The organism is Streptosporangium sp. G12 (assembly GCF_052983175.1).
The window spans coordinates 14178-31434 of sequence record NZ_JBRIQO010000045.1 but is presented as its reverse complement, the minus strand read 5'-3'; the positions used below and the strand labels follow the sequence as shown (position 1 = coordinate 31434).

Here is a 17257-nt window from a genome sequence, read left to right as displayed (position 1 = left end):
GCCCGACGCCGGGGCCGTGGGCGGGCCGTCAGGGTGTCGCACGGATGGGTGGGCACAGGGTTGGCCGTTCCCGGCCGCCGGTACGGACGCGAAAGCCGGCTCGATAGTGCCCGCCGCGATCGCCGAAAGCATCACATCGGCCGCGGCGACGCTCGGGTCAACCCTCTTCATGTTCTTCGGGGACATAGAACTGCTCCTCCCGTTCCCGTTCCCGTTGACGTGACGAGGCGGATCGATGCCCGGCGGTGGACGATCCTCCCCACGCTCTTACCCAACACGACGAGACAGGACGTCTTTGTGTGATGGTGCCGGCTGGACACCCGTGATCCGGTGCCGAGGCGCTCGCCATGGGGCGGCGATCCTGACGGGATCATCACAAAGCCCTGCCCTGTGTCGTCGTACCGGGCAAAGAGCGCGGGAGAGGGCGATGGAGCGCGGGGCCGAGCTCTCCGGCGGGGTGGAGGTCAGGGGCCGCCCACTCACCTCGATCGACCGTGAGGCCGTACGCGACCCGCGACGATCCAGGGCGGCTGCTCAACCCTCGTGCGCGACGAACAACATTTATCGAGAACGGTGCACTTTGTCAGGATTATTTATTGTCATTGATGGCCAATTACCGCGTCGGCGATCGAGGGGGAACACCTCCCGCCCCGCACAACCTGAAACGACATTCGATAAACCGATCTGTTGAGGTTTCAATGCATCCGATCGCCGACGGGCCCATGGCCGATGTTCGCGATATGTACATGGCACACACCGCGATGCGTCGCGAGTTCACGCTGCTCCCGAGGCTCGTCTCCGACGTCGCGCCGGGCGACGTCCGGCGTGCCGAGGTCGTCGGAGCCCACGCCGAGCTGATGTGCCGCGTCCTGCACCTGCACCACGAGGGCGAGGACCACGTGTTGTGGCCGAAGCTCCTCGATCGCGGCGGTGAGGAGACCGCGGCCATCGTGCCCGCGATGGAGGAGCAGCACCATGCCATCGAGAAGGCCCACGCGCGGGTAACGGCGCTGCTTCCCGGCTGGCGCGCCACCGGGCGGGGCGGCGCCGAACTCGCGGAGGCCCCGGGCCCGATCATCACCAGCACGTCCGGGCCGGCCCTGGTCAGGGTCTCGCGGAACGCCGCGACCCTGCGCGCCCACCGAGCCGTAACGGGATGAGGCCGCACACCTGCGAAGACGGTGCGACGGTGGCTCGTCGGCCCCGCCGAGCAACCGAGAGTTCCCCCTGCCCCGCTCCCCGTGAGTTGTCTCCTCCAAAACCTCGCCAGCTCGTGGGTTGTCTCTTCTGAGACCTCGCTAGCTCGTGGGTCGCCTCCTCCAAGACCCCGTTCGCTCGCGAGTTGTCCCCTCTAGGACGAGACGGCACGAGCTTGTGCGAGGTCGTTCGCGACGCCTCACCCATCACCTGGCGCTCAAGCGCCGTCCGGGGCCGACGCGGTCGTGTCCAGCCCTTATGGACGCCGGTCCGGCAGTAGTGACGCTTATCACCGTTGTCGACGCGCCATCACCGTCACAACCGTTGGCTCTGTTTCGTCGTGTGAGTAAGGCAAGGTTAGGGGCCCGAATGCTTTCCTTGACGGCCAGGCGCCGCTCATTTCAGTTCTCACACTGGTCATTCATGTTCGCGGAAATCGCCGTCTGGTCATTCGTCGTCCTGGTGGTGACCGGGGCGGTGCTGATGGTGTTCTACGACCCGGGCATGTCCCAGGTGACCTATGACGGCTCGTACGGCCCGCTACGCGGACTCCTCGTCAGCAAGGCCTTCGACTCGACCATGCATCTGAGCCTGGAGCTGCGCGGCGGCCTGCTCATCCGCCAGATCCACCACTGGGCGGCGCTCGTCTTCGTGGCGGCCGTCGTGTCGCAACTGCTGCGCATGTTCCTCACCGGCGCGTTCCGCCGCCCGCGCACCGGGCAGTGGCTGATCTGGGTGACGCTGCTGGCGCTGGGCATGGCCGCGGGCGAGACCGGCAACGTCCTCCCCGACGACATGCTGTCGGGTGGCAGCCTATGGCTGATCATGTCGGTGGCGCAGTCCATCCCCGTGGTCGGAACCTGGGCGCTGTCGCTGTTGTTCGGCCCCGATTTCCCCGGTGACCGGGTCGTTCCGGTCATGTACGGCGGGCACCTGCTGATCGCGGTCGTCATGGCCGCGCTGCTGATCGCCCGTGAACTGCTGGTGCGGCGGCACGGCCACTCCCGGTTCGTCGCCTCGCTGCCGGCGCGGCGGAGCGCACGCCCGACGATGGCGCTCGCGACGATCGGCATGCTGATCATCCTCGGATTCGGCTTCCAGATCGCCCCCATATGGCTGTACGGCCCGGCCAAGCCGACGCAGATCTCGGCGGGCTCGGTTCCCGGCTGGTACATGGGGTTCCTCGACGGTGCCCTGCGGATCATGCCCGGATGGGAATTCACCATCGGCGACCACACGCTCAGCCTCGCGGTCCTCGTCCCCGCACTGGTGATACCCGGGATCTTCTTCACCGCCCTGGCCGTCTACCCGACAGCTGAGCGCTTCCTTGTCTCGCGACGCGGCCGCCGCGACGCGCTGGGCCGGCCCAAGAGCGCAGGCCTCAAGGTCCGCGAGACGCTCGCGCACGACCTGCTCGACCGGCCGCGCGAGACGCCGGTGAGGACGGCCGTCGCGGCCGCCGGCGTCACGTTCTACGGCCTGCTGTGGGCGGCCGCGGCCAACGACCAGATCGCCCTCTGGTTCCACCTCACCGTCGAGGCCGTGACGATCTTCTTCAAGTTCGCCGTGGTCACCGGCCCCGTCATCGCCTTCGTCGTGACCCGGTGGATCTGCCTCGCGCTCCAGCAGGCGGATCACCACGTGGCCGAGCACGGCGTGGAGACCGGGATCATCACACGATCCCCAGATGGCGGGTACCACGAACGGCTGGCACCGGCGCGACAGGAGCGCCGGGAGCCGACGATCACCTCGGGGAGATGAGAGTGACACCGAACAGGCCACAGGTGGTGATCGTCGGAGCCGGGGTCGCCGGATACCAGGCGGCGCTGACCCTGTCCCGCGAGGTGGGCGGCGGCGTGGAGATCGTGCTGGTCAATCCGGCCGCCGTCACGCTGCCCCCGGAGTTGCTCCCGCAGCTGATGACGGGCGCCCTCGACCCGGGTCAGGTGAGCAGGCCGCTGGCCGCGATGCTGCCGCGGGTGCGGGTGGTGCTCGGCACGGTCACCCACATCGACACCCACGCCCGGCGCGTCCTTTACGAGCGCGGCGTGCTGGAGTACGACCGACTGATCATCTCGGCGGGAGGTGTGAGCGAGGTCGCTCACACCTCCACGATCTCGGCGCACAGCGTCGGCTTCCACAACGTCGGCCAGGCCCTCCATCTGCGCGATCACATCCACCGGCAGCTTTCCCTGGCGGCCGCGAGCACCGATCCCTTCGAGCGCGCGGCGTGCTGCACGTTCGTCGTGCTCGGCGCGGGATACGCGGGTACGGCGGCGGCCTCGGCTGGGCAGTCGCTGTCCCAGTCGATCGCCCGTCGCTGTTCGCGGTTGCGCCGGCAGCCGATTCGCTGGATCCTGGCCGATCCCGCCGAGCGACTGCTGCCCGACATGCGGCACCGCCTGTCCAGGACCACGGCGCGGGTGCTGCGGTCGCGGGGCGTGGAGGTCCGGACGCGGACCTCGATCGGCCAGCTCACCTCCCGGGGGCTGCGGCTCACCGACGGCGAGTTCATCCCCACTCGCACGATCGTGTGGAGTTTCGGGGTGCGTCCCGATCCGCTCGTGGTCACCCTCGGACTCGCGGCCGAGCAGGGCAGGATCAGGGTGGACGAGCACCTCGCCGTGCCCGGCGTTCCAAACGTCTACGCCTGCGGCGACGTGGCCGCCGTCCCCGACCCCACCAGGCGCGGCAGGATCGCCCCGATGAGCGGGCGGCATGCGCTGTGTCAAGGCAGGCTGGCGGGCGCCAACGTCGCGGCCTCCCTTGGCTACGGCTCGCGCCGGCCGTACCGGCACCGGATCCAGGACTCCATCGCGGGCCTGATCCGTACGCCGGAGCAGCCGCTGCGGGTGGCCTGAAGCGTGTGGCCCGGAGGCGGCGGCACGCTCCGGTTACGAGCCCGGAGGAAGGCCGCGTGTCGTTCGGTCGGCGCCCTGGCCGGTCCAGGCGCGCAGCTTGTCGGGGTTGACGACCATCCATATCCGGGTGAGCACCTCGCCGCGGGTGTCGGTCGCGATCACCGCCACGGCGACGCCGCCCCTGCGGATGACGGCGCCCGGCCGTCCGTTGACGTCCTCTTCACCGAGTTCCATGTCCGGTTGCTTGCGCAGCAGGCCGAGGAATAGACGGGCCACCTTCTGGGCGCCGACGACCGGGCGCAGAGCGGCGTGCACTTTGCCTCCGCCGTCGGAATGAACGACCACACCGTGATCCAGCGTGGCGACCAGAGCGTCGATGTCCCCGCCCTCGCAGGCCTGCCTGAACGCGGAGATGACCTCGCGGTGCCGCTCGGCGTCGTTCGCCGGGCGGGCCCGTTCCCCGGCCAGTCTGCGTCGGGCGCTGACGGCGAGCTGGCGGCAGGCCGCCGGGCTGCGGCCGGCCACCTCGGCTATCTCGGTGAACGGCATGCCGAAGACGTCGTGCAGCACGAACACGACACGTTCGGCGGGTGTGATCGTCTCCATCACCGTCAGCACGCCCATGCTGACGGAATCCTGCAGCATCATCTGGTCGGCGGGGTCGTCGGCCAGGTCGGCGGCGCTGGTCCAGGCGCCGTGGTCGCGCAGAGGCTCGGGTATCCACTCACCCACGTATTGTTCGCGCCGTGCTCTGGCCGACATCAGGTGATCCAGGCAGATCCGGCTCGTCACCTTGCTCAGCCACGCGATGGGCGACTTGATCTCGCGCCGCTCCCGCTCGGCCATCGTGTACCAGCGTGAATACGCCTCCTGCACGACGTCCTCGGCGTCGTGCGCGGAACCGAGCATCCGGTAGGCGAGCCCCAACAGGGTCCGGCGCTCGGCGAGAGCCGTGTTGTCAAGGATCCGCACCATCTGCCGTACTTCGTCTGTCATGCACCTATGACGATATTGCCGACGCGAATGTGAGGATCCGTACCCGCCCGCTGCCGTCCCCTCATCGGAGGGGGTTCCCTGGGGTGGCGCACACTGCCGTCCGATCGTCGCGCCGCCCGCTTCGGCCCGTCGTCGCCAGCGGGTTCGTGTCCCGGTGGTGGGGATCGACGTGCCGGGGCCCGGCTCGCGAGGCGGCCTTGCGCCGCCCATCCCGGCCGAAGTAAACAAAACTTTACATTGGCATGCGGAAATCGGCTGACGAATGTCCAGGCTGCGTCGTCAGGATGACATGCGAGCCATCACGCCGTCATCGGCGATCACGGTCCCTGTCCCTGCTCCCTACCTGGCCGGACTACCACGGCGAGCGCCCGGCCGTCCGCCGGCTCGGTGCAGCGCATGACGGTCGGCATCGACCACGCGACGATGGTCTTTCAGCGGCTGGAGGAGCGACCGGAGTACATGGTCATGACCCTGCACGGCCGGCGGACGTGGTCGGACACGGCCCGGACCGCCTTCTTCGCCGTCCCGGAGGTGTCGTGGAGCACCTTCACCGCCCGTGCCGGTCACACTGCCGGTCGCGGTGGTGCCGGCGGGGTGTCGTAGCGGTGACGACTCCGACGATCGCACTACTTGACGCCCATGGCATCGTGATCAGGTGGACGCAAGCCGCGGAAGACCTCCTCGGCTACCGCAGCGGCGACGTTCTCCATCGTCGAGGCGTGGACCTGCTCATGCCCGGGGATCGTGCGGCCCAGGTGTCCGCCTGGGCTCGCGGGTACGCTCACCAGAACCACTGGTCAGGCCTCGTCGAGGCCCGGCACCGCGACGGCCACCCGCTCCCGCTGCGCCTCGACGCCTGGCGGCTGGACCTGCTGGGCGGAGGTGTCGTCTGGCTCCTGCTGGCGACGCCGACGCACGCCGACCAGCCGGGGGGCCAGGTGCTGGAGCCCTTCTTCGGACCATCCCTCGCGGCCCTGTCACTCTGGGACGGCGACCTTCGGTGCGTCGGGCGCAACGAGACGGCACGACGCCTGCGGGCGCCCCTCCTCCCCAGCCGGGCCGCCGGCTCGCCGGAGGAGGTCGTGCCGGCAGCCGCGCTGCGACAGGTGCTCTCCGACGGCATTCCCCTGATCGCCAGAGAGTTTTCCCGGCCCCCGGCGGACGAGCGCAAGGGCCGCACCTTCTCCGTCTCGGTCTTTCGCCTTGACGACGAGGAGGGCCGATCGCCGGTCGTCTGCTCGCTGGTTCACGACATCACCCACACCACGGCGCGCCGGCGGTTGTCGCTGCTTCTCGAAGCGGGCGTCCGGATCGGCGCCACGCTCGACGTCAGCAAGACCGCGCAAGAGCTGGCCGATCTGGCCGTGCCGGTGCTGGCCGACTATGTCACGGTCGATCTCGCCGAATCGGTCCTGCCGGACGACGAACCTCTGCACAGGCTGGCCGCCTCGGACACGAGGATTCCCGTCTTCCGCCGCGCGGGCAAGGCGTCGAGCCACCCCGGACGCCGGGAGTCGCTGTGGGATCTCGGGGACGCCGTGTTCGTGCCTCCCCTGTCTCCCTTCATGAGGGTCATGTCCTCGCGCGCGTCGTATTTCGAACCCGTGCTGGACGCCTCGCCCGGCACCTGGCTCGACGCGGACCCGGACCGAGCCGAGATCATTCACAGCACCGGGGTACACAGTCTGATCATCGTTCCGCTCCTGGCTCGCGGTGACATCCTGGGCATCGTGGTGTTCGTCCGCACCGACAATCCCGAGACGTTCACCGTGGACGACCTCATGCTGGCCGAAGGGCTGGCCGCCCGCGCCGCGCTGAGCATCGACAACGCCCGCCGCTACACCCGTGAGCACACCGCCGCCCTGGCCCTGCAACGCCATCTGCTGCCACGTGCCCTGTGCGGCGGTGGCACGCTCGAGGTGGCCGCGAGTTACCGGCCCTCCGACATCCATGCGGGCGTCGGAGGAGACTGGTACGACGCGATTCCCCTTCCCACCGGTCACCTCGCCCTGGTCATCGGCGACGTGACCGGCCACGGCATCCCCGCCGCCGCCATGATGGGACGCCTGCGCACCGTCGTACGCACCCTCGCGCACCTGGGGCTTCCGCCGGAGGAGGTGCTCACCCACCTCGACCATGTGATCGCACAGATGATCGAGGAGGAGACCACGGCCGACGGCATCGGGCCCGACATCATGGCCGCCACCTGTCTGTACGCGGTTTACGACCCGGCGACCCGGCACTGCACGATGGCCGGCGCCGGTCACCCGCCCCCCGCCATCGTCGACCCAGCCGGCGACGTCACCTTCCCCCGCCTGCCGACCGGCACCCCGATCGGCCTCGGCCTGTGCTCCTACCGATCCCTCGACCTGTACCTCGCCGAAGGCAGCCTGATCGTTCTCTACACCGACGGCCTGATCGAGAGCCGCACGGACGACCTTGAGGCGGGAATGAAGCGACTGGGCGACGTCCTGGCCCGGACGACCCTCCCCGCGCCGGATCTGTGCACGGCGGTGCTCGATGCCCTGACGGGCGAGTCCTTCGAGGACGACGTCGCCCTTCTCATCGCCCGCACCCTTGGATGAGAACACTGTCCCGTTTCGGCAGGGCCGGGCGGGCGACACCGGGACAGCTCGGTCGCGGCGGCGGTAGAGCCGGGCCGGTCATCTTCAGCCGGCCCCCTCGACGGACTTGAGCACGGCGTCGGCGATCGAACGCGGGTCGACGCCGAAGTGCTCGCGCACGGACTCCCGGGTGCCGGAGAGGCCGAACCCGTCGGTGCCGATGGAGGTCCACGGCCGGTCGATCCACGGGCTGATCTGATCCGGCACGGCGCGCATCCAGTCACTGACCGCGATCACCGGGCCCTTGGTCCCGGCCAGGGCCTGCTGGAGGTAGGGCACCGCGGTGGAGGTCATCGCGTCGCGGCGCAGCTCGCTCCACGAGGTGACCGACCAGACGTCGACGCCCACGCCGTACTCCTCCTGGAGCAGCCGCTGCGCGGCCAGCGCCCAGTGAATCGCGGTGCCGCTGGCGAGCAGATGGGCCTGGCCGCCGCCGCGGGAGTACCGGTAGATGCCCTTGAGGATGCCCTCGCGCACGCCCTCGGGCATCGCGGGCTGGGGAAGCGGCTCGTTGTAGAGGGTGAGGTAGTAGAAGACGTCCTCGCCGTCGGGCCCGTACATGCGCCGGAGCCCTTCGCGCACGATCTCCGCGACCTCGTAGCCGAAGGCGGGGTCGTAGGCGAGACACGCGGGGTTGGTGGAGGCGATCAGCTGGGAGTGCCCGTCGCCGTGCTGCAGTCCCTCGCCCGTCATCGTGGTCCGTCCCGCGGTGGCGCCGATCAGGAATCCGCGGCCGAGTTGGTCGGCCAGCGCCCACATCTGGTCGCCGGTCCGCTGCCAGCCGAACATCGAGTAGAAGATGTAGAACGGGATCATGGCCTCGCCGTGGGTGGCGTAGCTGGAGGCGGCGGCCGTGAACGACGCCATCGATCCCGCCTCGGTGATGCCCTCGATCAGGAGCTGGCCGTCGACCGCCTCCTGATAGGACAGCAGCAGGTCCCGGTCGACCGATTCGTAACGCTGGCCCAGCGGCGAGTAGATCCTGGCGGTGGGGAACAGCGACTCCATGCCGAAGGTCCTGGCCTCGTCGGGCACGATGGGCACCCAGCGGCGCCCGGTCTCCGGCTCCTTCATGAGGTTCTTGACCAGGCGGACGAAGGCCATCGTGGTGGCCATCGGCTGCTTGGACCCCTTGTGCAGGGACTGGAACGGTCCCTCGGCCGGCGCCGGCAGCGGCCGGTGGGAGACGGTCCGGCGGGGGATGGGCCCGCCCAGTGCGCGGCGGCGCTCGGCCACGTAGCGGACCTCGGGCGAGTCGGCCCCGGGATGCAGGTACGGCGGCAGGTCCGCGTCGAGCGCCTCGTCCGGCACCGGCAGCCCAAGCCGGTCGCGCAGCGCCCGGAACTCGTCCTGGGTGAGTTTCTTCATCTGGTGGTTGGCGTTGCGCGCCTCCACGCCGGCCCCGAGCGTCCACCCCTTGACGGTCTGCACGAGGATCACCGTGGGCGCGCCCTGGTGGTCGAGGGCGCGGCGGTAGGCGGCGTGCACCTTGCGCGGCTCGTGGCCGGCCCGCGAGCCGCCGACGATGCGCCGCAGGTCCTCGTCGGAGTACGGCACGTCCAGCCCGCGGAACAGATGCTGCCTGATGTAGGCCCCGGTCGAGGCGGCGAAGGTCTGGAACTGCCCGTCCGGTATCTCGCCCAGCCGGGACACCAGCTCGTCCGAACCGAGCAGCCCGTCCCATTCGGCGCCCCACAATGCCTTGACGACGTGCCAGCCCGCGCCCCTGAAGACACCTTCGAGCTCCTGCACGATGCGGGTGTTGCCGCGCACCGGCCCGTCGAGCCGCTGCAGGTTGCAGTTGATCACGAAGGTCAGGTTGTCCAGTCCTTCGCGGGCGGCCAGGGTGAGGGCCGCCGTGGACTCCGGCTCGTCCATCTCGCCGTCGCCGAGGAAGGCCCATACGTGGCTGAGCGAGGTGTCCTTGATACCGCGGTTGTGCAGGTAGCGGTTGAACCTGGCCTGGTAGATCGCGTTGAGCGGTCCGAGGCCCATGGACACCGTGGGGAACTGCCAGAACCCGCGCATGCTCCGCGGGTGCGGGTACGACGGCAGCCCGCCCTCGGGCTCGCGCCGGAACAGGTCGAGCTGGCCCTCGGTCAGCCGTCCTTCCAGGAACGCGCGGGCGTAGATGCCCGGGGACGCGTGGCCCTGGAAGTACACCTGGTCGTGGCCGCCGTGGAAGAAGTGGTTGAATCCGACCTCGTACAGCCAGGCGGCCGAGGCATAGGTGGCCAGATGGCCGCCGAGCCCGAACCGGCTGCCCCTGGTGATCATCGCCGCCGCGTTCCACCGGTCGTAGGCCGCGATCCGCTCCTCCAGTTCGAGGTCACCGGGGTAGCCGGGCTCCTGCGACGTCGGCACGGTGTTGATGTACCGGCTGCTCGTGGCCAGCCGCTTCAGCAGGTACTCGGCCCGTTCCGGACCTGCCGCCCCGCGGACCGCCTCCAGCGATTCCAGCCATTCCGCGGTCTCCTGCGGGTCAACGTCCTTCTCCATGTCTCCATTAAACATCCTATGATTGGTCATCGGACATTTTCGCCGTCATTGTGTACCGGTGAAACCTGTCACACGACTCCCGCCCCATGATCGGATCCGGTGGCGTGACGATCTCGTTGAACGACCGGCCAGACGAGACGACCAGGACGATCCCCTCACGCCCTCCGCGATCGCGGCCCTGACCCGCACCGAGGTGCCGATCTCACCGGTGCCAGGCGGTGTGGCGATACGGCTTGAGCCGCTTGCCCCGCACGTGCGCGACCAGGTTGCGCCCCAGCAGCCGAGCCTGCCGCACCGCGTGCCGGGCGCTGGGCACGATGAACTCTCCCGGCCGGGTAAGGTCCGGCACTGCGGCGCCCTCACCGGCCGCGAACGCGTCGGGGACGCCCGCCACCGTCAGGTACTCGGTGGTGATGATCCGGCCGCCGCGGTCCACCGGCAGCACACCCTCGGCCACGTGCGAGCCCGGCGGCTCACCCGCGGCCCACACCAAGGTGCCCGCGTCGAGCCTCGTCCCGTCCGAGAGCACCGCCACCCCGTCAGCCGCCGATGTCAGCCGGGTGCCGAGCCGCACGTCCGCAGTGCGGCGGGCGAGGATCTCCCGCGGCCCGCGCAGGATGTCGTCACCGGCCTCGACCAGGGTCCAGCTCAGGTCGGTGAGATCGATCGTTTCGTGGTCGGTCAGGGCCTCCTCGGCCAGTACCTGCATCTCGGCCAGCGCCCTGACGCCGGAGAACCCGCCTCCCACCACCACGAACGTCAGCGCCCTGCGCCTCACCCGTTCGTCGTCGGTACGGGCGGCCGAGAGCTGGGCAAGCACGTGGTCGCGCAGGTGTACGGTCTCGAAGCCGTCCTTGCAGCCGATCGTGTGTTCCGCCAGACCCCGGATGGGCGGCCCTTCGGTGATCAGGTCGGCCGTGACGACGAGGATGTCGTACAGGATGGTCCTGGCCGTGCCCTGGGCCGGCCGGAACTCGGCGGTGCGGGCCTCGTGGGCCGTCGGCGTGACATGTCCGGTCAGCACCCGCACCTCCTCGGGCACCCCTGCGGGCGAGGCGGCCACGGAGCGCGGCTCGATCGTGCCGCCGACCACGTCGGCGAGGATCGACGGGTCGTTCGTGGAGCTACGCGGGTCCACCAGCGTGACGCTCGCTTCTCCGGAACGGATGATCTTACGCAGCCTCATGGCACTGTGCGTGCCGACGCACCCGCCGCCCACGATCAGAATGTGCTTTGCCACCGCCTGTCTCCTTTCGGGCTCTTCATCTAACGACGGGATGGCATGGCCGTGTATAAGGACGTGCGCGTGACCGGCGCGGGAAACAGGTCGGCGCGGACGTGGGAACGCGAGCCCTGGACGACGTCGTCCAGGGCTTACGTCGTCATGTTCGCGTCGCGCCCGCCGGAGGGTCCTCGTGCCCTCGAAACGCGCCGAGCTTGTCAGGGTTCATCACGATCCACACGTCCGAGACGAGACCCCCGCAGAGGTGCAGGACGACGACCGCGGCCGTGGTGCCGGCCACGCGGACGACGAGCCCCGGCCCGCCGTTGATCGACGCTTCCACAAGGGTCACATCGGCCTGCCCGCCGAACAGATCGAGGATGTAGCGCGCGGCCTGCTCGGTGCCGCTGACCGGCTGCAGCGGGACGCGGACCCGGCCGCCGCCATCGGTGATCACGACGACGTCAGGGGCGAGCAAGGCGGTCAAGGTGGCGACCCCGTCCATCCCCTCGCAGGCGTCTTTGAACACCTGGACGATGCGGTCACGCCGGTGGCCGGGCGCCAGGGGGTCCGCCGGTCGGCCACCGGCCGCGCCTTCCCCGGGACGCGGGCGCCCGGTCGCGTGCGGCGGGCCCGGACGTGCCCTGTTCAGCCGGTCACAGCACAGGCGGCTCGTGACGCTGACGAGCCAGGCGGTCGGCCAGCCGACCTCCTCCTGCATGTCCTCCGGCATCGCGTACCAGCGGGCATAGGTCTCCCGCACCACGTCCTCGGCGTCGCGCGCCGAACCGAGCAGACGCTCGGCGACCTCACCCAGCAGCCGCCGCTCCCCCACGATCGCGCTGATCCCCGCGTCGGCACAGCGCACGGGCCGGTGCGGCTCAGACATGACGCACACGACGACGGCGGACGTGCCGGTTGTCGATCTGGTCGCGCCGGGTGCCGAGTACGGTGCCGCAGGGCATGCCGCCGGCCGCCCGGATCGTTCCGGACAGGCGGTCCGGCACCGCGTCCGCGTGGCCGCCGCGCGGGGGGCGGGCTTTCCACAGTTGTGTGAGGCTCATGTCCTAACGACGACGCAGGGGCCCTCCGAGTGAGGTGAACACGCGGGGCTCAAGCGGAAGCCGACGAGATCTTCCGGCAGCACCTCAAAAATCATCACATAACGCCGCGCTGTCCCGTCGTACTGAGCGAGGAGCCGAGAGGAGGCGGGTGCGGACCGGTGCGGCATGGCGGGCGACCACGAAGTCGATCCCATGAACCGATCGACGACCGGTGGGTCGCGATCCGGGCGGCACCGCTCGTAGCACTCCGCTCGCCGGGCAGAGCCCGGCACCCGCACCGGGAACGAGCCCGTCCACGGGCTCGTGTGACGGCGGGGGCGGGCGGGTGGTCGAGCGCACATCTCGTGAGACCCATTACGCCGGCCTCGTCCTTTCCCGTCGACGGTGACGGCGACAACGACCCCGGATTCGCGGACAGCGACTGGACGAACGCAGGAGATGATCCGATGCAAGCCAGGATGTTCCGAGCCGCCGCGCTCGGCGTGGCCGTGGCCGCGACCCTGTCCGGGGGGATCGCGCCCCCGGCCCACGCCGGCGGCGGAAACGCCACGACCACGGTGCGGACGGTGGGCGGCTCCGAAGGCCCGGGGCGCCTGGTGTCGGCCAAGGCCATCGCCGGCCTTGACCCGGTGCTCGGCTCGGTGGCCGGGCGGGCGGATCGGATCACCTATCGATCCCGGTCGCTGAGCGGTGAGGACATCGTGGTCAGCGGAGCGCTTCTCAAGCCGAAGGGCAGGGCCCCCAAGGGAGGCTGGCCAGTTGTGTCATGGGCACACGGGTCCAGCGGCATCAGCGACCGGTGCGCCCCGTCCAGCGTGCCGAACAAGGACGGCAAGGTCGACCTGTACGGTTACGGCGCCCTGGTCGCGGAGCTGCTGAAGGCCGGTTACGCGGTGGCCGCGACCGACTACGAGGGTCTGGGCACCACCGGCGAGCATCCCTACATCGTGGCCGACAGCGAGGGCCGTGGCGTGATCGACGCCGTTCGCGCGGCGGTCCAGGCCGATTCGACCCTGTCGACCTCGTGGTTCGCCGTCGGGCACTCCCAGGGCGGGCAGGCCGCCATCGCCGCCGGGGAACTCTCCAAGAGCTGGGGCGAAGGCCTCGACTTCCGAGGCACGGTCGGGCTGGCACCGGTGACCGACGTCGGGCAGGCCTACAACTACGGCTCGCCCTCTCCAGTGGACCGCGGCTTCTACCTGCTGGCTCTGCACGGCCTGAAGACCGTGCACACCGGACTGCGGTACGAGCGGTTCCTCGGCGGCCAGGCGATGGACATGCTGCCCAAGGTGGAGACGGACTGCACCGCGAAGATCTGGGAGGACTTCTCGGCCGACCTCGGCGACAAGCTGAACGACTACCAGTTCACCCCGCAGACCCCTGAGGCGGCGCTGCGGCTGCAAGGTTGGCTGGACGCGCAGAGCGTGCCGCGCGGGAGGACTCCGGGCCCGATGCTGCTGCTCCAGGGCGATCGGGACCCGTCCATCAAGATCGCGGTGACCAGGCAGGCGGTCCGCAACGCTCGCGCGGCCGGCACCGCGGCCGAGTTCCGTCTCTACCGGGGCAAGGACCACTACTCCGTGCTGACGCCCCGCGACCAAGGCGGCGCGGCCACCGACGTCATCGACTGGCTCGACAGGCACAGGACCCGTTAGCGGCAGGCCGTACACAGATCGGAGTGAAAGTCATGTCGACGGTACGCGCCGCGAGCGCCAGCCCGTTCACCGCCGTCCGCGACGGTGAGCGTGACGCCATCTACGCCGAGCTCCTGAGCGAAGGACCCGCCCATCCGGTGGCGGGGCGCTCGGGACCGATCGGGTGGCTGATCACCGGGCACGAGGAGGTACGGTCGCTGCTGTCCGACCCACGGCTGGTCAAGGGCGGCTGGCGGTACGGGACGTACGCGGCCAGGTTGCCGCGGGAGCTGGCCCGCGGGGCCCGCATCGCCCTTGGCACACTGCTGACCCGCTATCCCCGCCTGCGACTCGACACCGGCCCCGGCGCCGTGACCCGCTACCCGTCCATGGTCATGAACGGGCTCAACGCCCTGCCCGTACACCTGCGCTGAGTCTGGACGGCGTCAAAGGCTCTTTGCCCGCGACGGGGGATAAACATGGCGCACAGCGGCATAAATCGGGCACTGGTACCCCCTTGGATCGTGAAGGAGTGCCGTGGTGCCACCTGACCGGGAGCAGGCCGTCCCCTCCCTGCGCCTGATCTTCGAGGGAAGCGGCACCGGCGTGCTCGACGAGCGCGTCACCTTGGTCAACATCGCGTTCAGGATGCTCGGCTCCGCCAACGACGCCGAGGACGTCGTGCAGGAGGCCTACGCGCGGTGGTTCGCCCTGTCCGACGAGGCGCGGCGCGAGATCCGGTCGCCGGCCGCCTGGCTGGTGCGGGTGACCTGCAGGATCTGCCTGGACCAGCTCGGTTCGGCCCGGGTACGCCGGGAGCGGTACGTGGGGGACTGGCTGCCCGAACCGCTCCCGGACGAGGCCCGGTGGACCAGCGCCGGGAAGTCCCGGCCGGGCGATCCCGCCGAGCAGGTGAGTCTCGACGACTCCGTCAGCATGGGCGTGCTCGTCATGCTGGAATCCGTCACCGCCGCCGAGCGGGTCGCCTTCGTCCTGCACGACGTCTTCGACCTGCCCCATACCGAGATCGCCGAGATCGTGGGGCGCAGCCCGGCGGCCTGCCGTCAGCTGGCCGCCTCGGCCCGGCGCCACCTGCGGTCCGACCGGCGCCGCGCCGTGACCGCCCACCAGCATCGCGGCATCGTCTCCGCGTTCAGGATCGCCTGCGAGCACGGCGACTTCGACGGCTTGATCAGCCTGCTCGACCCCGAGGTCCGCGTGCGCGCCGACGGCGGGGGAAAGGCCCGCGCGGCTCTGCGTCCGATCCTGGGCGCCGAGAAGACCGCGCGCTACTTCCTCGGCCTGTTCCACAAGCGATTCGCCCAGGAGATCGTCGAGGAGAACGTCAACGGCTGCCCCGGGCTGGTCGGCTACGCCGACGGCGAAGTCCACTCCGTCATGGCCATCGCCGTCCGGGACGGCCGCATCACCGACATCTGGCGGATCGTGAATCCCGACAAGCTCCACGCCTGGAACGGGCCGGGGCAAGGTCGCCGCGCGGCTGACCGGCGTTGACGGCGCCTGCCTCCGCTTCACCGAAGATCGTCAAGGCATACACCGAGAAGGCGCCCCGGGAGCTGACGCACGGGTCACGCCCGCGGCGAGACGATCGGATCCCGCGAGCGGCCGTCGCGTCCGGCACCCGCTCGATGGCCCTCACGGTAAATCTTTCCAGCCGTACCCCGAACGTCATCACAATCGACGGTCCTGTTCCGTCGAAGAGGAGGAGACCGATGGAGACGGGGTGATGAGGAGAGCGCACAGTGCTCATGGGTGACGATGTGGACGATATGTCGGCACGTGAGCACGACAGGGCGACGTGGCGGCGCGTGCGCCGACCCGGTTCGGCACCGTCCCGTGCTCTCGGTCCGACGGCCGTGACGCCAGGGACAGGTTCACGGGCCGACCCGTCGCACCGCCGGAGCCGGGAGTGCGCGTGCCCGAGGACGAAGTCGTCTCGCGGCGGCCCCTTGATCGCCTCCCTCCTTGGACCACTTCCCGGTACACGAGAGAACGGGGACGGCCATATGACGAATCGTGGGATCGAGCAGCAGCTCAGAGCGGGTCTTTCCGGTCCGGGGGACATCGGTGAGCCGATGGCGCGGCGCATCGCCGAGGATCTCGGCGGGACCTGCCGTTCCGTCGACGTCGACGTCAGCGGACCGCACGGCATCGCGGTGCGGGCCGGAACGCGGGAGAGTCGTCGTGCCGCCTGACCGGGAGCAGGCCCCCTCCTCCCCGCACCCGATCTTCGACGAGCGCGCCGCCGTGATGGTGGATGAGCGCGTCACCCTGGTCAACATCGCGTTCAGGATGCTGGGCTGCGCGCATGAGGCCGAAGACGTCGTACAGGACGCCTTCGCACGATGGTTCGCCCTGTCCGACGAGGCGCGGCGCGAGATCCGGTCGCCGGCCGCCTGGCTGGTGCGGGTGACCTGCAGGATCTGCCTGGACCAGCTCGGTTCGGCCCGGGCGCGCCGGGAGCGGTACGTGGGGGACTGGCTGCCCGAACCGCTGCCCGACGACTCCCGGTGGGCCAGCACCGGCAGGAACAGGGTCGGCGATCCCGCCGAGCGGGTGACTCTCGACGACTCCGTCAGCATGGGCATGCTCGTCATGCTGGAATCCGTCACCCCCGCCGAGCGGGTCGCCTTCATCCTGCACGACGTCTTCGACCTGCCCCACACGGAGATCGCCGGCATCGTCGGGCGTACCGCGGAGTCCAGCCGTCAGCTGGCCGCCTCGGCCCGGCGCCACCTGCGGTCCGACCGGCGCCGCGCCGTGACCGCCCACCAGCATCGCGGCATCGTCTCCGCCTTCAAGAACGCCTGCGAGCAGGGTGACCTCGACACCCTGATCAGCCTGCTCGACCCCCAGGTCACCGTGCGCGCCGACGGCGGGGGGAAGGCCACGGCGGCCCGGCGCGCGATCCTCGGTGCCGGGAAGACGGCGCGTTACTTCCTCGGCCTGCTTCGGAACAGGTTCGCCCAGGAGCTCACCGAGGAGAACGTCAACGGCTGCCCCGGGCTGGTCAGCCATGTCGGCGGCGAGGTCAACGGCATCGTGGCCTTCGCCGTCCGCGGCGGCCTCATCACCCAGATCTGGGTGATCGTGAACCCGGACAAACTCCATGCCTGGAAGGAGTCCGGCCTCTGAGGGC

The 17257-nt window shown here is 70.0% G+C and carries 15 protein-coding genes; 10 read left to right on the top strand and 5 right to left on the bottom strand.

What is annotated here, in order from left to right; genetic code table 11:
• The first annotated feature begins 740 nt into the window (after positions 1-740).
• The 3 genes from ACVCAG_RS42780 to ACVCAG_RS42770 all read left to right on the top strand — a co-directional run bounded on the left by ACVCAG_RS42780 (position 741) and on the right by ACVCAG_RS42770 (position 4058).
• Positions 741-1160 (top strand): hemerythrin domain-containing protein, encoded by a 420-nt coding sequence (locus tag ACVCAG_RS42780; RefSeq protein WP_447191525.1) that lies wholly within the window; start codon positions 741-743, stop codon positions 1158-1160.
• Between the two features lie 460 nt (positions 1161-1620).
• Positions 1621-2958 (top strand): cytochrome b, encoded by a 1338-nt coding sequence (locus ACVCAG_RS42775; protein ID WP_447191524.1) that lies wholly within the window; start codon positions 1621-1623, stop codon positions 2956-2958.
• Positions 2955-4058: an FAD-dependent oxidoreductase gene (locus tag ACVCAG_RS42770; RefSeq protein ID WP_440089042.1), complete on the top strand. Its 1104-nt coding sequence runs from the start codon at positions 2955-2957 to the stop codon at positions 4056-4058. The genes ACVCAG_RS42775 and ACVCAG_RS42770 overlap by 4 nt, the downstream gene beginning before the upstream one ends.
• A 33-nt stretch (positions 4059-4091) precedes the next feature.
• Here ACVCAG_RS42770 and sigJ (ACVCAG_RS42765) read toward each other — a convergent pair whose 3' ends face one another.
• A complete protein-coding gene (gene sigJ / locus ACVCAG_RS42765) occupies positions 4092-5054 on the bottom strand; it encodes an RNA polymerase sigma factor SigJ (RefSeq protein WP_440089041.1) in 963 nt (320 codons plus the stop codon).
• 396 nt (positions 5055-5450) lie between these two features.
• Between sigJ (ACVCAG_RS42765) and ACVCAG_RS42760 the strand changes: the two genes are divergently transcribed.
• Positions 5451-5657: a hypothetical protein gene (locus ACVCAG_RS42760; RefSeq protein WP_440089040.1), complete on the top strand. Its 207-nt coding sequence runs from the start codon at positions 5451-5453 to the stop codon at positions 5655-5657.
• 2 nt (positions 5658-5659) lie between these two features.
• Positions 5660-7639: a SpoIIE family protein phosphatase gene (locus ACVCAG_RS42755; protein ID WP_447191523.1), complete on the top strand. Its 1980-nt coding sequence runs from the start codon at positions 5660-5662 to the stop codon at positions 7637-7639.
• An 84-nt stretch (positions 7640-7723) separates the two neighbouring features.
• On the opposite strand, the gene aceE is transcribed toward ACVCAG_RS42755, so the two are convergent.
• From aceE to ACVCAG_RS42735, 4 genes are all read right to left on the bottom strand, one after another.
• Positions 7724-10177 carry a pyruvate dehydrogenase (acetyl-transferring), homodimeric type gene (gene aceE / locus ACVCAG_RS42750; RefSeq protein WP_440089037.1) on the bottom strand — a complete coding sequence of 818 codons (2454 nt, stop codon included), beginning with the start codon at positions 10175-10177 and terminating at the stop codon, positions 7724-7726.
• Between the two features lie 202 nt (positions 10178-10379).
• Positions 10380-11417 carry an FAD-dependent oxidoreductase gene (locus ACVCAG_RS42745; RefSeq protein WP_440089036.1) on the bottom strand — a complete coding sequence of 346 codons (1038 nt, stop codon included), beginning with the start codon at positions 11415-11417 and terminating at the stop codon, positions 10380-10382.
• A gap of 142 nt (positions 11418-11559) precedes the next feature.
• Entirely contained in the window at positions 11560-12288 is a 729-nt protein-coding gene (locus tag ACVCAG_RS42740) for a sigma factor (RefSeq protein ID WP_440089035.1), read from the bottom strand.
• Positions 12281-12463, bottom strand: a complete 183-nt coding sequence (locus ACVCAG_RS42735; protein ID WP_440089034.1) for a hypothetical protein — start codon at positions 12461-12463, stop codon at positions 12281-12283. The genes ACVCAG_RS42740 and ACVCAG_RS42735 overlap by 8 nt, the downstream gene beginning before the upstream one ends.
• 446 nt (positions 12464-12909) lie before the next feature.
• Between ACVCAG_RS42735 and ACVCAG_RS42730 the strand changes: the two genes are divergently transcribed.
• The 5 genes from ACVCAG_RS42730 (at position 12910) to sigJ (ACVCAG_RS42710) (ending at position 17253) form a co-directional block, all read left to right on the top strand.
• Positions 12910-14118, top strand: coding sequence for an alpha/beta fold hydrolase (locus ACVCAG_RS42730; protein WP_440089033.1), 1209 nt, complete (start codon positions 12910-12912; stop codon positions 14116-14118).
• 32 nt (positions 14119-14150) lie between these two features.
• The gene (locus ACVCAG_RS42725) at positions 14151-14531 is read left to right on the top strand and encodes a hypothetical protein (protein ID WP_440089032.1); all 381 of its coding nucleotides are present in this window, start codon (positions 14151-14153) and stop codon (positions 14529-14531) included.
• Between the two features lie 103 nt (positions 14532-14634).
• Complete coding sequence (gene sigJ / locus ACVCAG_RS42720) at positions 14635-15612, top strand: RNA polymerase sigma factor SigJ (protein ID WP_440089031.1); 978 nt, start codon at positions 14635-14637, stop codon at positions 15610-15612.
• 512 nt (positions 15613-16124) lie between these two features.
• On the top strand, positions 16125-16313 hold the full coding sequence (locus ACVCAG_RS42715) for a hypothetical protein (protein ID WP_440089030.1): 189 nt from the start codon (positions 16125-16127) through the stop codon (positions 16311-16313).
• A complete protein-coding gene (gene sigJ, locus ACVCAG_RS42710; protein ID WP_440089029.1) occupies positions 16303-17253 on the top strand; it encodes an RNA polymerase sigma factor SigJ in 951 nt (316 codons plus the stop codon). Before ACVCAG_RS42715 ends, sigJ (ACVCAG_RS42710) begins: the two co-directional genes overlap by 11 nt.
• Positions 17254-17257: the final 4 nt, after the last annotated feature.